The following is a 12,878-nucleotide window of genomic DNA, read 5'->3' on the forward strand; positions in this document are numbered from 1 at the left end:
TCCGATGCCGACCGCGACCCTCCACGACGGGCAGACCATCGAGTTCGAGATCCACGGAGACGGGCCCGCCCTGCTGCTGCCGGCCAACCCGCACCCCGCGCAGGACGCCGCCAAGGCCGAGGAGGCCGCCAAGTGGGGCGCCGACCTCTCGCTCGGCCACCACCTCGTCCAAGGACTGAGCGAGGGCCTGCGCGTCATCGTCTTCGACTACGAGGGGCACGTGCTGAGCCGGCCCAAGCCCGAGACGCTCACGCCCGACAACCTCGCCCGCGACATGCTCGCCGTCGCCGACGCGGCGGGCGCCGGGACCTTCGCCTACTACGGGTACTCCTGGCTGGCCCTGACCGGGCTGCAGCTCGCCATCCGCACCGACCGGCTCTCCGCGCTGGTCATGGGCGGATATCCGCCGCTCGGCGGGCCGTACGAGGCGATGCTTGCCGTGACCATGGCCACGTACCGGATGGCGCTGGAAGCACCCGCCCAGCCCGCCGAGTCCGCCGAGCCGGCGGAGCCGGGGGACTGGTCGAGCGCCACGGTGACGATGTCGCCCGCGCAGACCCGCCAGTTCGCCACCCTCTACCAGGCGTTGAAAGGCTTCGACGACGCCGCCGTCCAGGAGCGGGTGACCTGCCCCCGGCTGGCCTTCGCCGGATCCGGCGACGTGATCGAGTACGGCCCGGCGTGGGGCGACACGGTCGTCGACATCGCCGGGCCGTTCCGAGGGCGGCGGGCGGAGATGGAGGCGCACGGCTGGGACGTGCGCCTGCTCGACGGGCTCGACCACATGAGCGCCATGCGGGCGTCCGTGGTCGTGCCCCTCATCCGGCCCTGGCTGGCCGCCGCCCTCTGAGTGAACTCAGCGGTTGACGTGAACCTTGCCGAACTCCACGGCCGGGGTGCCGCCGGCGAAGTTCCGGTCCACCTCGGCCCGTTCGGCCGCGTTCGGGTTGGGGTTGGTGCAGCTCGTGCCCGCGCTCGAACCCGACATCAGGTCCGTGCAGCGGCCGGTGCGGCGGTCGGGCAGGCCCAGGATGTGACCGATCTCGTGGGTGGCGATGCGCAGCGCGTTGTGTCCCTGCGCGGTGGCCTGCCGGCCCATCCAGATGGTGCCGCGGCCCAGGCTGGTCGGCAGCGCCCGGGGCCAGCCGTTGTCGGCCAGGACGGTGATCTGCGCGGGGGTGCCGGGGACGAGACGGACGTTGACGACGTGGCTGTTCCAGATCTGCGCCGCCTGGTCCACCGTGGCCCGGAACTCCTGCGCCCGGCTGGCGTCGTAGCGCAGCACGCGTACCACGGAGCCCTGCGCGGGGGAGCTGAGCAGCAGGAAGGTGAGGGAGAGGACGAGGGACAAGGACAGCCGAAGGATTCGTGACATGGATCCTCCTCAAAGTGGGGGGTGCTGTCACGGTAAGCGGCTCATGCTGTCCAGGGGGCCCCGCCAGATTGCCCCTATCACCGTGTTATGCCCGGCGCAGTTCGGCGGAGCGGAAGGCCGCCACGCACACCAGAAGCGCCGCCGCGAACACCGGCAACCAGGCCACACGGGCCACCACCCAGCCCGATTCGACGGGCGCGGTGTGCAGTCCCGGCAGGGGTCCCGCCGCCGCCAGGCCCAGCGCGGTGACCGCGATCATGGCCGTCTGGTGCCAGAGGAACACCGTCATCGCCGACAGGTTCGCCAGCGCCACCGCCGCCCACGCCGCGGGACGGCGCAGCGCCCGCGTCAGCGGACCGTGGGCGAGCAGCGCCGCCCCGCACTGGGCCAGGCCGAAGGCGACCGCGGCGAGGGTGGGCGGGTTCAGGTTGGAGATCGCCGCGCCCGGCACGCCCACCATGGACGCCGGATACCCGGCCCAGACGACGAGCGCCGCGGCACTCACCCCACCGCCCACCAGCAGAGCCCAGGCGGTCCTCCGCGCGCGCGGACCGCCGCGGGTTCCAGCCACGCCCGCCGCGCCGCGCGCTCCGGCCGGGGCCGGCGTGCCGCGGGTCCACGCGGCGCCCAGCGTGTACGGCACCAGCCAGCCCGCCGCCAGGTTGACCCAGCCGAGCCAGTCCGGGGCGGCCAGGCCGTACCGGAGCAGGTCGACCACCACGACGACGGCCAGCGGCCACACCGGGTGCAGGCGGACGGCCAGTGGCGTGGCAGCCGTCAGCGCCGCGAACACCAGCAGGAACCACAGCGGCGAGACCACCAGCCGCACCAGCGCGGTCACGGTCTCGAGCTCGGCCCCCGCGACGAGCATCCCGCCCGCCGCCACGCACCACACCAGCAGCACCGGCACGACAGGACGGCTCAGCCGGGCCAGGCGCGCGCGGATCCACGGCCCGTAGCCGGTGGCCGAGGCGTAGGACTTCGCCGCGGTCATGCCGCCGACCAGGAAGAACAGGGCGAGTGTCTGGAACACCCAGGAGATCGGTGCCATCTCGGGCACGGCCTTGAGCGGGCTGGCCACCCGGACCGAGCCGCTGTCGGCGACCAGCGCGGTCACCAGCCAGTGGCCCAGCACGACACCGAGGATGGCCAGGGCGCGCAGCCCGTCCACGGCGCGGTCGCGGCCGGGCGGGGTGGCCGCGCCGATGCGCCCGGACAGCGTCGGCTCAGCCGTCATGGCCGGCCACGATCGCGGAGATGGAGCGCAGTGAGGGCGTGCCGGCGTTCAGGTAGTCGCTGTGGGCGGCCGTGCCCGCGGGGAAGATCCGGGCGCCGAAGCCGGGTGCGACCGGGTCGGCGCCGAGGCCGAGGGTGGCGAAGGGCAGCGTGACGCGGGTGTGCGGCACGCCGGAGATCCAGTCGCGGGTGCCGCGCCCGGCCCAGACGTCGGCGGTGGCGCGCAGGGCGGCGGCGGTGTCCGCGCCGGTGCCGGGGCTGCCGTACAGGACGATCGCCTCGACGGGCAGGGCGGGCGCGGCGCTGCCGCAGACGACGGCGCCGTAGGAGTGGCACACGAGCGAGATCCGCGCGTCCGGTTTCGCGGCGCGCAGCTCGCGCACGAAGGCGCGCAGGCCGGGCGCCGCCTCGTCGGCCAGGCCGGTGGTCAGCACCTGCGCGCTCACGGTGGCGGGCGTGCGGTAGCCCACCCAGGCGACGACGGCCCCGCGCTCGCCCAGCTGGGCGGCCAGCCGGGTGGCGCCGCCGTGGAGGCGGCCGTAGGAGTCGAGGTCGGTGTCGGAGCCGGGGACCAGCACGGCGATCGTCCCGGCGCGCGACAGGTCGCCGAAGACCTCGGCCGTCCGGCCGCCGTCGCGGCCGTCGAAGGACAGGAACGTGCGGTCCCGGCCCGCCATCGCCCGCAGCGCCCCGGCCCGGGTGGGGTGCCCCGCCGCGGCCGCCGACCGTTCGGCCGCCAGGATCGAGGTACGGCTCGCCGCGTACCGACCGGCGAGGACGGCGGGTTCGGCCGAGGACAGCGGCGGCTGGACGGCGGGGACCGGGGCGGGCACCGCCGACGAGCCGGCCGCCCCCGAGATCGGTACGGCCACCGCCGCGGCGACCAGCGCGCGCAGCAACAGCCGGCTGAAGTAGGGCATGCCCGAAAACCTAGGGATCGCCCCAGGTCGTCAGCGTCCCGCTGAAGGGTGGATCTTCGCGTGGCCCTCAGGTACCACCCGCGCGTCGTTCGGCGTCGCGCAGGACGGCGAGGGCCGCGGTGGCCAGTCGTTCCGGTAGCTCCTCGGGGTCGTTTCTGGCCAGCAGCATCCAGGCCAGCACCGTCCCGCCGAACATCGCGTGGAACAGGTTCATGTCCGGCAGGCGGGCCAGCTCGCCCCGTCGCACGGCCTGTTCGAGCATCGCGGTGTTGCCCAGGCGCTCCGGCTCGATGAAGGCGGCCACGAAGCGGTCGGCCAGGTCGGGGTCGGTGTCGACCTCGCCGAGCAGGCCGATGAGCGCCTTGGTGGCCGGGCCGCTGAGGTGGCCGACGATGGTGCGCGCGAGCTGTTCCAGGTCGCCGCGGAGCGTGCCGGTGTCGGGGATCGGGAGCTGGTCCCCGTGGATGGCCACGGCGAAGACCATCTCCTGTTTGGAGGGGTGCCGCCGGTAGATCGTGGCCTTGCTGATCCCGGCCCTGGCGGCGACCTCGTCCATGGTCAGCCGCGCGTAGCCGACCTCGCCCAGCAGCTCCAGCGTGGCTTTGGCGATGGCGGTGTCGACCCGGCCCTCGCGGGGGCGGCCCATCCGTTGCGCTTGTTCCTGCACTGTGCCACTATACGACACCGTTAGATTCGAAACTCCCAGTTTCATAAGGAGGCGCCGCATGTACCGATCGCGGATCGTGATCGTCGGAGCCGGGTTCGCCGGCTTCCACGCCGCGCGTACGCTGGCCCGCAAGGCCGGAGGCGAGACCGAGATCGTGCTGGTCAACCCGACCGACTACTCGCTGTACCTGCCGCTGCTGCCCGAGGTGTCCGCCGGTGTCCTGGACCCGCGCCGCATCGCGGTGCCGCTGACCGCCTCGCTGCGCGGGGTGCGCGTCGTGCTCGGCACCGTCGACCACGTGGACGTGCGGGCCGGGCGGGTGCGCTACCGCGACCCCGAGGACGTCCACCGCGAACTGGACTACGACCGGCTCGTGCTGGCCGTGGGCGGCGTCAACAAGATCCTGCCCATCCCCGGAGTGGCCGAGCACAGCCACGGCTTCCGCGGCATCCCCGAGGCCGTCTACCTGCGCGACCACGTCATCCGGCAGATCGAACTGGCCGCCGAGGCCGAGTCCGCCGCCGAGCGGGCCGCCCGGTGCACGTTCGTGGTGGTCGGCGCCGGATACACCGGCACCGAGGTCGCCGCCACCGGGCAGTTGCTGACCAGGTCGCTCACCCGCCGCCATCCGCGCCTGCGCGACCAGCCGGTGCGCTGGCTGCTGCTCGACCTCGCGCCCCGCGTGCTGCCCGAGCTGTCGGCGCGGCTGTCGGCGAGCGCCGGGCGGGTGCTGCGGCGCAGGGGAGTGGAGGTGCGCACGGGCACCTCCGTCCAGGAGGCGACGCGCGACGGCGTGCTGCTCACCGACGGCGAGTTCGTGCCCACGCGCACCATCGTGTGGGGCGCCGGAGTGCGGCCCGACCCGCTCGCCGCCGACATCGGGCTGGAGACCGTGCGCGGGCGCATCCTCGTGGACGAGAACCTGGCCGTGCCCGGACACCCGGAGATCTTCGCCTGTGGCGACGCGGCGGCCGTAGCGGATCTGACCAGGGACGGCGAGCTGTGCGCGATGACCGCCCAGCACGCCGAGCGCCAGGGCAGGGCGGTCGCCCGCAACGTCGCGGCCTCGCTCGGCTACGGCAAGCCCCGCCCCTACAAGCACCACGACCTCGGCCTCGTCGTCGACCTCGGCGGCATGCAGGCGGCGGCCCAGCCGCTCGGCGTCCCGCTGACCGGCTTCCCCGCCAAGGTCGTCACCCGGGGCTACCACCTGATGGCGATGCCGGCCAACCGGATCAGGACCGCCGTCGACTGGTTCCTGGACGCGGTGCTGCGGCGGCAGAGCGTGCAGTTCGGGCTGGTGCGCTCACCCGCGGTCCCCCTCGATTCGGCCGACCCGGAACTGCCCGCCCGCGTCCCCGCGGCCGACTAGCCATGCTGCCGGCGGGCGCCGGCCCGGCCGCCCGGACGGCGGGGCCTCCACCTACTACCTTCGCAGACGTGGTCAATGCGGTCATTACGGCATGGAAGGCTGACGTCCTATGAGTACCGTCGAGACCCTCCTGGCCCACCCCTATCCGCTGATCCGCGGTGGCGGGCTCTTCCTCCTGTTTCTCGGCCTCGGCTTCCTGCTGAGCTGGATCTTCCGCTCGCGCTGGCTGGTCTTCGTCATCGGCGGCTTCGCCACCGGCCTGACCGCCAGCGGGCTGAGCGCGCTGCTGCCCTCGCTCGGCAAACCCTCGTTCATCCACATCGCCGGCCTCGCCGGCGCCATCGTGATCGAGATGGGGCTCATCTATCTGGTGCTGACCCGCTACAAGGACGCGGGCGAGCGCACGCTCATCCTGTCCATCCTGCTCGTCGTGGGCGTGCACTTCCTGCCCATGGGGCTGGCGCACGGGCCGCTCATCGTGGTGCTCGGCCTCCTGCTGATCGTCAACGCCTTCGTCGGGCTACGGGCCCAGCGGGTGCCCATGCGCGTCTTCGGCATCGCCGACGCGCTGCTGAAGATCGGTTTCGGGGCGGTCATGCTGCTGGCCTACCCGGCGCTCACCTTCACCTGAGCCTATTGACCTTGTAGGAAATATCGGAATCCTGGAGGTATGGCGCTCTGGACCCCTGATCCCACCTTCTACCCATCGCCCCGCGACGCTGCCGCGGGGCCGCCCGAGAAGCTCGCCTACGTGGCCGCCTTCGACCGCAAGGCCGAGCGGCCCGACGCGATCGCCGTCCTCGACACCGACCCCGGCTCGGCCACCTACGGCGAGCTCGTCGGCTGGACGGACCTGCCCCACACCGGCGACGAGGTGCACCACTTCGGGTGGAACGCCTGCAGCAGTGCCCTGTGCCCGTCGGCCCCGCACCCGCACACCGAACGACGCTACCTCGTCGTCCCCGGGTTACGCAGCTCCCGGATCCACATCTTCGACACCAAGGACCGGATCAGCCCGGAACTGGTCAAGGTCATCGAAGCGGACGAACTGGCAGCGAAGGCCGGGTACTCGCGACCGCACACCGTGCACTGCGGGCCCGACGGGCTCTACGTCTCCGCGCTCGGCGGGGCCGACGGGCAGGACGGGCCGGGCGGCATCGCCGTACTGGACCATCGGACCTTCGAGGTGCGCAGGCGGTGGGAGAGCGAGCGCGGGCCGCAGTACCTGGCCTACGACTTCTGGTGGCACCTCAACCACGACGTGCTGATCACCTCGGAGTGGGGCACGCCGTCGATGATCGAGGACGGGCTCGTCGGCGAACTGCTGCTCGGGCGCAAGTACGGTCACCGGCTGCACGTCTGGGACCTGCCCAAGGGCCGCCACCTGCAGGAGATCGACCTGGGCGACCAGTACCAGATGCCGCTGGAGCTGCGCCCCGCCCACGACCCCACCCAGCAGTACGGCTTCGTCGGCGTCGTCACCAGCGTCGAGGACCTGTCGGCGTCGGTCTGGCTGTGGTACCGCGAGGGCGAGCGGTTCGCGGTGCGCAAGGTCATCTCGATCCCCGCCGAGCCCGCCGACGCCGCTGACCTGCCGCCGCTGCTGCGGCCGTTCGGCGCGGTGCCTCCACTGGTCACCGACATCGACCTGTCGGTGGACGACCAGCGCCTCTACGTCTCCTGCTGGGGCACCGGCGAGCTCAAGCAGTTCGACGTCGCCGACCCCTTCAACCCGGTCGAGATCGGCTCGCTGCGCGTCGGCGGCGTCACCGGCCGTACCCCGCACCCGGCCCGCCCCGGCCTGGAGTTGCGCGGCGGCCCGCAGATGGTCGAGGTCAGCCGCGACGGCAAGCGCGTCTACCTCACCAACTCCCTGTACGGCGCCTGGGACGACCAGTTCTACCCCGAGGGCGTCGGCTCCTGGCTCGCCAAGGTCGACACCGACGCGTTCGCCTTCGACGAGCGGCTGTTCGTCACCGACTTCCGCGGCCTGCGCCCCCATCAGGTCAAGCTTCAGGGCGGCGACGCCTCCTCCGACTCCTACTGCTTCCCGTGACGGTCGCGGCGATCCTGCTGCTCGGCGCCTTCCACGGGCTCAACCCGGCCATGGGCTGGCTGTTCGCCGTCGCCCGTGGCCTGCAGGAGCGCTCACGCGGACGCCTGCTGGCCTCCCTGCCCGCCATCGCCGCCGGTCACCTGGCGTCGGTGGCGCTGGTGGCCGTGGTCGTCGCCGTCACCGGCTCGCTGGTCACCGGTGGCGCGCTGGCGATCGGCGGCGGCGTCCTGCTGGTCGGCTTCGGCCTGTGGCGGCTGCTGTCCGACCGGCACTTCCGGTGGGCGGGGATGCGGCTGACCCTGCCGCAGCTGGCCGGGTGGTCGTTCCTCATGTCCTCGGCGCACGGGGCCGGGCTGATGCTGCTGCCCGTCTTCTCCGGCATGCACGAGCACGGCCACGCCATGAGCGGCGGCCTCGGCGCCGCCGGTCTGCACACGCTGGCCATGTTCGCCGCGGCGGCGGTGACGGCGGTCCTCGTGTACGAGCTCGCCGGCCTGACCATCCTGCGCCGGGCGTGGTTCAACGTGGACCGCATGTGGGCGGCGGCGCTGGTGGCGGCGGGGGTGATCACGCTGGCGCAGGCCGTGCTCTGAACCTCGACAGGATCTCGACAAACCCTGCGGGAGCATCCCACACCGGCTTGATGTGCTGGCGCCGTGACCCTGACACGACGGCGCGGGCCGGAGCCACGCGAGGTGCGCTGGACCTTCGGCTGCGCGTTCCCGGCGGTCATCGCGGTGCTGTGCTCGACGACGGGGACGCTGCTGGAGATCCGCCTGGCGTGGTGGGCGCGGGCCAACTGCCTGGGCGGCGAGCGGTTCGCGCTGGTCGTGTCCAGTGTGTTCTGGGCTCTGGGGCGGATCATCGTGTTCCCGGCCGTCTCGATCGCGTCGGCCTCGATCGCGCTCCTGTTGCTGCTGGTGGCGCGGGCGCGGTTGCTGCGGCGGTGGTGGCTGGAGCCGTTCCTGCTGGCGCTGGTCGTCGTGATCTCGTTCGCCGGGCCGGTGGCGCTGGCCGTACACGACTATGACACGGTACGCGCGTGCGGGCGGACGCTTGCCGCCTCACCACAACATGGCGCTCACCAGTCCGAGAAGGAGCAGGGCGGCGGCGACGCGCATGACCCATGTGACCATGCGTCAACCATAGGTTGACGTTTCAATGCCCGTCAACCCAACGTTGACGGACAGGCCGGGGGGTGGGAGGGTGCCTGCCCGGGGCCTATCTTCGGCCCGATCCGGCTCGTGGTCGTTCCACCTGGTCGCTGAACGGGGTGCCGGTGCCGCCGTCGTCGTAGGCGACGGTCAGGCGGATCCGTCCTGGAGTGTCGCCCGGACTCCGGGCGAGCGTGATGTCGGTGACCGTGCCCGGTCTGCCGCCGACGATGACCTGGTCATCGACGGCGAAGCGGCTCATCTGGCCGCGGTCGCGCCGTACCCACATGCCTATCTCACGCAGTCCGAGCTTTCTCGGCTCGGTGCGGCCCGGCTTGCGGAGGGTCGCTGTTTCGGGAGCTGATCCGGAGAACGCCACCCAGATCTCCCAGTCATCGCGGACGAGCGTCATCATCGGCCCGTCCCCGTCGTACTCGCTGACAACCTGCCAGCCGCGTTGCTGCGCTTTGGTCTCTAACGCGTTCGGATTCATTGTGACCTCCTCGTGCGCCGAATCGTTACCTTCCTAGTAGAAGAGATGGGGCGTGTGGTCAAAGTAAACAGACGGTCGATATTTGGTTGTGCCCTGGGGCGAGGCGCCTACGCGTAGCCGTTCCGGCACTGTTCGCCACCTCGCAAGACACCCTTCTACCTGCGCTTTGTCCACATGACAGCGCTTCGGCGGGCAGAGAGGCCAATGTCACAAAGATTGGTCACACCTGCCGGACCGGATCGGGGGTGCCGACGAGCGCCCGGCCGGGATCAGGGGGCGGGGAAGCCGGCGCCGGCCAGGGCCAAGGCGTGGCGCATGGCGTCGGTGCGGGCCGACGGGACGGCGTCCTGGGAGGCCACGGCGCTCACGGCGCCGACGCAGGCGCCCAGGTGAGCGGCGCAGTGCAGCATGTCCAGCCCGGGGTAACGCCCGGCGATCGCGTCGAGGATGCGCGTCTGCACCCCATGCAGGCGTACGGCCAGCGACGGCGGCATCCCGCCCGACTCCCGCGCCACCAGCACCCGGACCGGCGCCAGCGCGTCGATGTTGGTGTCGGCCACGTCAAGGGCGTCGACCAGCGCCTCCACCGCCCGCTGCACCGCCTCCCACGCCGTCGTCCCGGCGGGCAGCGCGGACACGCGGGCGACCGCGATCTCCACGTACCGCTCGATGTGGTGGAACAGCACGTCCTCTTTGGAGGCGAAGTGCAGGAAGAACGTCCGCGGCGCCACCCCGGCCAGGTCCGCGATGTCGGCCACCGTGGTGCGCGCGAAGCCCCGGCCGGTGAACAACTCGGTCGCGGCCCGCACGATCGCCTCCCGGGTCATCCGCCGCTTGCGATCCCGCAACCCCGTCGATTTCGGCATGCCGCACACCCTATCGCCTTTCGCTACATTAGTGCATAAATGCATAAGTGCAGCGAAAGGATGAACGATGACACGCACCTACGTGGTCACCGGCGCCGACACCGGCATCGGGGCGCTCACCGCGGATCTGCTGGCCGAGCGCGGGGACAGGGTGATCCGCTGCGGCGTGGCGGAGGGTGCCGACGTCCGCGCCGACCTCGGCACCGCCGACGGCAGGGCCGCGCTGGTCCGGGACGTGGAGCGGCTGGCCCCGTCGGGCGTCGACGGCCTCGCGCTGGTGGCCGGCATCGCCGCCCCCACGGAGGCGACCGTCCGGATCAACTACTTCGGCACGCTCGCCGTCCTGAACGGCCTGCGCCCGCTGCTCGCGCGATCGAGCGCGCCGCGCGCGGTCGTGGTGTCGTCCGCGTCGTCGCTGTCGGCGGGCGACGGCGACGTGGTCGCCGCGTGCCTGCGCGACGACGAGGCCGCCGCGACGGCGGCGGCCCGGCGCGCGATCGCCCGGGGGAGGGGCGGCGTGCTCTACCGCTCCACCAAGATCGCCCTCAACCGGTGGGTACGCCGCGCCGCCCCCGGCTGGGCCGGATCCGGCATCCCGCTCAACGCCGTCGCCCCCGGCATCGTCGGCACCGAGAGCGCGCGGACCACCATGCTCGCCACCCCCGCCCAGGCCAAGCTCATGGCCGAGGCCCTGCCGCAGCCGCTCGGCTTCCCCGGCCCGGCCGACGCCGTGGCCGAGGCGCTGGCCTGGACGATCGGCCCGGCCAACACGTTCATGACCGGCCAGATCCTCTACGTCGACGGCGGCGCTGACGCCACCCTGCGCGGCGATGCCCCGTACGCCGACGGTGTCTCGTACGGCCCGGTGGCGATGGCCAGGATGATCTATTGGTCGCTGGTGGCCAAGCTCCAGGCGCGCAGAGCCACGGGTTGACTTAATTTGCTTGCACATACATACTTCTGTCTCAGTCGCTTGTATGTGCAAGGAGTTTTCCTCATGGCATGGATCTATCTGCTCGTGGCCTCGGTCTTCGAGGTGGTGTTCGCGCTGGGCACCAACGCGACCAACGGCTTCACCGAACTGATGCCCTCCATCGTGACGATCGTCGCCGCGGCGGGCGGCATCTTCTTCCTCAGCCTGGCCCTGAAGACCCTGGACGTGGGCGTCGGCTACACCGTGTGGACCGGCATCGGCGCCACTGGCACCGTCGTACTCGGCACGCTGATCTTCGGCGAGTCCATGAACGTCTGGAAGGCGGTCGCCTTCGTCCTGATCATCGGTGGCGTCCTCGGGCTGAAGCTGTCCGACAAGCTCGCCGCCGCCTGACCCTTAAGGAGCACACCCATCATGGCCTGGTTCTTTCTGGCGCTCGCCGTCGTCTTCGAAATCGCCTTCGCCCTCGGCACCAACGCCACCAAGGGCTTCACCAAGTTGTGGCCGTCGCTGTTCACGATGGCGGCCGCCGCCGGTGGCATCTACTTCCTCAGCCTGGCCCTGAAGACCCTGGACGTGGGCGTCGGCTACACGATCTGGACCGGTCTCGGCTCGATCGGCACCGTCATCCTGGGCGCCCTGATCTACAAGGAGAAGATCACGCTGCCGAAGGTGCTGTCGTTCGCCTCGATCATCCTCGGCGTGATCACCCTCAAGATCGCCTCAGGGCTCTGAGGTCGCAGCCGGACCAGGGTCGTCCCCCGCTGCCCGCTGTTCAACTGGGCGGCCAGGCCACCCTCGGCGACGGTGCGCGGGAAGGCGAAGCGGCCCTCGCGCACCCACCGGCCGTAGTGCTCGATCCGGCCGGGATCGCTGTCGTCAGGCGTGGTGGACCCGCGGCGCGGCACCGTGTGTTCCGCGCTAGATATATGCGAATCGCATATAATATCGGGGCATGAGCACATCGGAGCGGACAGAGGCGGCCGTGGGCCGTTGGCACGAGGTCGTGAACGGCGGGGACCTGGAGGGCGTGCGCGCGGTCGTGGCCGACCCCGTCGTGGTCAACGGGCCCAAGGGGTCGGGGCCCATCGCACCCGGCGACTTCGCCGACTGGATCGTGCGGTCGGGGATCCAGCTGCGTCCCCGCTCATGGCACCCGGTCAGCGAGCGGGTCGTGGTCGTCGAGCAGGACGCGCGCTGGCCGCACGACGGTGAGTGGAGCAGGGTCGCGACCGTGTTCCGGGCCGGCGGGGACCGGGTCTCGGCCGCGCTGCGCTTTCCCGACCTGCGGGCAGCGCTCGAGTTCGCCCGCCTGTACGCCGACCTGGCCGCGACCGAATGAGCGAGCCGGGACCCGGACAGGCGCTGTTCCACTTCGTCCGCCACTGGTCGCGGCGGTGGAACGCGGGGGCCGAGCGCGGGCGCGACGTCATGGTGGCCGAGGCGGTCCACGCGCTGGACGGGCGGCCGGAGATCACCGTCAACGAGGTGGCGGCCGAGCTGGGGCTCGACCAGTCGGGCGCCTCCCGGCTGGTCGCCCAGGCGGCCGGGCGCGGCTACCTCGCCGTCACCGCCTCGGCCGCCGACGGGCGGCGCCGTACCGTCGAGCTGACCGGGAGCGGACGGGAGCTGCTGCGCGACGCGCACGCCTGGCAGGAGGCGGTCTTCGCCAGGCTCACCGGCGACTGGGCCCCGGAGGAGCGCGCGGACTTCCACCGCGCGATGCTCCGGCTGATGAGCCGCTCACCGGAGCTCACGGCAGGGCTCGCGGGCGAGAAAGTTACGCGGGCTTGATCTTGTCTAGA

17 protein-coding genes are annotated in these 12,878 nt (G+C 72.0%); 11 read left to right on the forward strand and 6 right to left on the reverse strand.

Annotated features, from left to right (window positions below):
• Positions 1-4: 4 nt before the first annotated feature.
• Positions 5-850: an alpha/beta fold hydrolase gene (locus tag ACIBI5_RS14150; protein ID WP_397246665.1), complete on the forward strand. Its 846-nt coding sequence runs from the start codon at positions 5-7 to the stop codon at positions 848-850.
• Between the two features lie 6 nt (positions 851-856).
• Here the strand turns inward: ACIBI5_RS14150 and ACIBI5_RS14155 are convergent, their stop codons facing one another.
• The 4 genes from ACIBI5_RS14155 to ACIBI5_RS14170 all read right to left on the reverse strand — a co-directional run bounded on the left by ACIBI5_RS14155 (position 857) and on the right by ACIBI5_RS14170 (position 4,198).
• Entirely contained in the window at positions 857-1,375 is a 519-nt protein-coding gene (locus tag ACIBI5_RS14155) for a snapalysin family zinc-dependent metalloprotease (RefSeq protein WP_379612818.1), read from the reverse strand.
• An 85-nt stretch (positions 1,376-1,460) separates the two neighbouring features.
• Positions 1,461-2,612 (reverse strand): acyltransferase, encoded by a 1,152-nt coding sequence (locus tag ACIBI5_RS14160; protein WP_397246667.1) that lies wholly within the window; start codon positions 2,610-2,612, stop codon positions 1,461-1,463.
• On the reverse strand, positions 2,602-3,531 hold the full coding sequence (locus ACIBI5_RS14165; protein WP_397246669.1) for an alpha/beta hydrolase: 930 nt from the start codon (positions 3,529-3,531) through the stop codon (positions 2,602-2,604). The genes ACIBI5_RS14160 and ACIBI5_RS14165 overlap by 11 nt, the downstream gene beginning before the upstream one ends.
• 67 nt (positions 3,532-3,598) lie before the next feature.
• Entirely contained in the window at positions 3,599-4,198 is a 600-nt protein-coding gene (locus ACIBI5_RS14170; RefSeq protein ID WP_397246671.1) for a TetR/AcrR family transcriptional regulator, read from the reverse strand.
• Between the two features lie 58 nt (positions 4,199-4,256).
• On the opposite strand from ACIBI5_RS14170, the gene ACIBI5_RS14175 reads away from it, so the two are divergent.
• The 5 genes from ACIBI5_RS14175 to ACIBI5_RS14195 all read left to right on the forward strand — a co-directional run bounded on the left by ACIBI5_RS14175 (position 4,257) and on the right by ACIBI5_RS14195 (position 8,780).
• Positions 4,257-5,570 (forward strand): NAD(P)/FAD-dependent oxidoreductase, encoded by a 1,314-nt coding sequence (locus ACIBI5_RS14175; RefSeq protein WP_397246673.1) that lies wholly within the window; start codon positions 4,257-4,259, stop codon positions 5,568-5,570.
• A gap of 109 nt (positions 5,571-5,679) precedes the next feature.
• The gene (locus ACIBI5_RS14180) at positions 5,680-6,201 is read left to right on the forward strand and encodes a DUF6609 family protein (protein ID WP_397246675.1); all 522 of its coding nucleotides are present in this window, start codon (positions 5,680-5,682) and stop codon (positions 6,199-6,201) included.
• Between the two features lie 39 nt (positions 6,202-6,240).
• Positions 6,241-7,626 (forward strand): selenium-binding protein SBP56-related protein, encoded by a 1,386-nt coding sequence (locus ACIBI5_RS14185; protein ID WP_397246677.1) that lies wholly within the window; start codon positions 6,241-6,243, stop codon positions 7,624-7,626.
• The gene (locus tag ACIBI5_RS14190; protein WP_379612811.1) at positions 7,623-8,219 is read left to right on the forward strand and encodes a hypothetical protein; all 597 of its coding nucleotides are present in this window, start codon (positions 7,623-7,625) and stop codon (positions 8,217-8,219) included. Before ACIBI5_RS14185 ends, ACIBI5_RS14190 begins: the two co-directional genes overlap by 4 nt.
• Before the next feature lie 63 nt (positions 8,220-8,282).
• Entirely contained in the window at positions 8,283-8,780 is a 498-nt protein-coding gene (locus tag ACIBI5_RS14195; RefSeq protein ID WP_397246679.1) for a hypothetical protein, read from the forward strand.
• A 67-nt stretch (positions 8,781-8,847) separates the two neighbouring features.
• Here ACIBI5_RS14195 and ACIBI5_RS14200 read toward each other — a convergent pair whose 3' ends face one another.
• Positions 8,848-9,273 carry a hypothetical protein gene (locus ACIBI5_RS14200; RefSeq protein ID WP_397246681.1) on the reverse strand — a complete coding sequence of 142 codons (426 nt, stop codon included), beginning with the start codon at positions 9,271-9,273 and terminating at the stop codon, positions 8,848-8,850.
• 269 nt (positions 9,274-9,542) lie between these two features.
• A complete protein-coding gene (locus ACIBI5_RS14205; protein WP_397246683.1) occupies positions 9,543-10,139 on the reverse strand; it encodes a TetR/AcrR family transcriptional regulator in 597 nt (198 codons plus the stop codon).
• 67 nt (positions 10,140-10,206) lie between these two features.
• On the opposite strand from ACIBI5_RS14205, the gene ACIBI5_RS14210 reads away from it, so the two are divergent.
• From ACIBI5_RS14210 to ACIBI5_RS14230, 5 genes are all read left to right on the forward strand, one after another.
• Positions 10,207-11,073, forward strand: coding sequence for an SDR family oxidoreductase (locus ACIBI5_RS14210; protein ID WP_397246685.1), 867 nt, complete (start codon positions 10,207-10,209; stop codon positions 11,071-11,073).
• A gap of 63 nt (positions 11,074-11,136) precedes the next feature.
• Positions 11,137-11,466 carry a DMT family transporter gene (locus ACIBI5_RS14215; RefSeq protein ID WP_397246687.1) on the forward strand — a complete coding sequence of 110 codons (330 nt, stop codon included), beginning with the start codon at positions 11,137-11,139 and terminating at the stop codon, positions 11,464-11,466.
• 21 nt (positions 11,467-11,487) lie between these two features.
• On the forward strand, positions 11,488-11,808 hold the full coding sequence (locus tag ACIBI5_RS14220) for a DMT family transporter (protein ID WP_397246689.1): 321 nt from the start codon (positions 11,488-11,490) through the stop codon (positions 11,806-11,808).
• Between the two features lie 220 nt (positions 11,809-12,028).
• A complete protein-coding gene (locus ACIBI5_RS14225; RefSeq protein WP_397246691.1) occupies positions 12,029-12,415 on the forward strand; it encodes a hypothetical protein in 387 nt (128 codons plus the stop codon).
• Entirely contained in the window at positions 12,412-12,867 is a 456-nt protein-coding gene (locus tag ACIBI5_RS14230; RefSeq protein WP_397246693.1) for a MarR family winged helix-turn-helix transcriptional regulator, read from the forward strand. The genes ACIBI5_RS14225 and ACIBI5_RS14230 overlap by 4 nt, the downstream gene beginning before the upstream one ends.
• The last annotated feature ends 11 nt before the right edge of the window (positions 12,868-12,878 follow it).

The organism is Nonomuraea sp. NPDC050540 (genome assembly GCF_044457485.1).
In the GTDB taxonomy this organism is placed as follows: domain Bacteria; phylum Actinomycetota; class Actinomycetes; order Streptosporangiales; family Streptosporangiaceae; genus Nonomuraea.

Excerpts from the sequence above, each read along its gene's own strand:
- ACIBI5_RS14150 (WP_397246665.1), top strand. The coding sequence starts at position 5 with ATGCCGACCGCGACCCTCCACGACGGGCAGACCATCGAGTTCGAGATC.
- ACIBI5_RS14155 (WP_379612818.1), bottom strand. The coding sequence starts at position 1,375 with ATGTCACGAATCCTTCGGCTGTCCTTGTCCCTCGTCCTCTCCCTCACC.
- ACIBI5_RS14160 (WP_397246667.1), bottom strand. The coding sequence starts at position 2,612 with ATGACGGCTGAGCCGACGCTGTCCGGGCGCATCGGCGCGGCCACCCCG.
- ACIBI5_RS14165 (WP_397246669.1), bottom strand. The coding sequence starts at position 3,531 with ATGCCCTACTTCAGCCGGCTGTTGCTGCGCGCGCTGGTCGCCGCGGCG.
- ACIBI5_RS14175 (WP_397246673.1), top strand. The coding sequence starts at position 4,257 with ATGTACCGATCGCGGATCGTGATCGTCGGAGCCGGGTTCGCCGGCTTC.
- ACIBI5_RS14180 (WP_397246675.1), top strand. The coding sequence starts at position 5,680 with ATGAGTACCGTCGAGACCCTCCTGGCCCACCCCTATCCGCTGATCCGC.
- ACIBI5_RS14185 (WP_397246677.1), top strand. The coding sequence starts at position 6,241 with ATGGCGCTCTGGACCCCTGATCCCACCTTCTACCCATCGCCCCGCGAC.
- ACIBI5_RS14200 (WP_397246681.1), bottom strand. The coding sequence starts at position 9,273 with ATGAATCCGAACGCGTTAGAGACCAAAGCGCAGCAACGCGGCTGGCAG.
- ACIBI5_RS14205 (WP_397246683.1), bottom strand. The coding sequence starts at position 10,139 with ATGCCGAAATCGACGGGGTTGCGGGATCGCAAGCGGCGGATGACCCGG.
- ACIBI5_RS14210 (WP_397246685.1), top strand. The coding sequence starts at position 10,207 with ATGACACGCACCTACGTGGTCACCGGCGCCGACACCGGCATCGGGGCG.
- ACIBI5_RS14215 (WP_397246687.1), top strand. The coding sequence starts at position 11,137 with ATGGCATGGATCTATCTGCTCGTGGCCTCGGTCTTCGAGGTGGTGTTC.
- ACIBI5_RS14220 (WP_397246689.1), top strand. The coding sequence starts at position 11,488 with ATGGCCTGGTTCTTTCTGGCGCTCGCCGTCGTCTTCGAAATCGCCTTC.
- ACIBI5_RS14225 (WP_397246691.1), top strand. The coding sequence starts at position 12,029 with ATGAGCACATCGGAGCGGACAGAGGCGGCCGTGGGCCGTTGGCACGAG.
- ACIBI5_RS14230 (WP_397246693.1), top strand. The coding sequence starts at position 12,412 with ATGAGCGAGCCGGGACCCGGACAGGCGCTGTTCCACTTCGTCCGCCAC.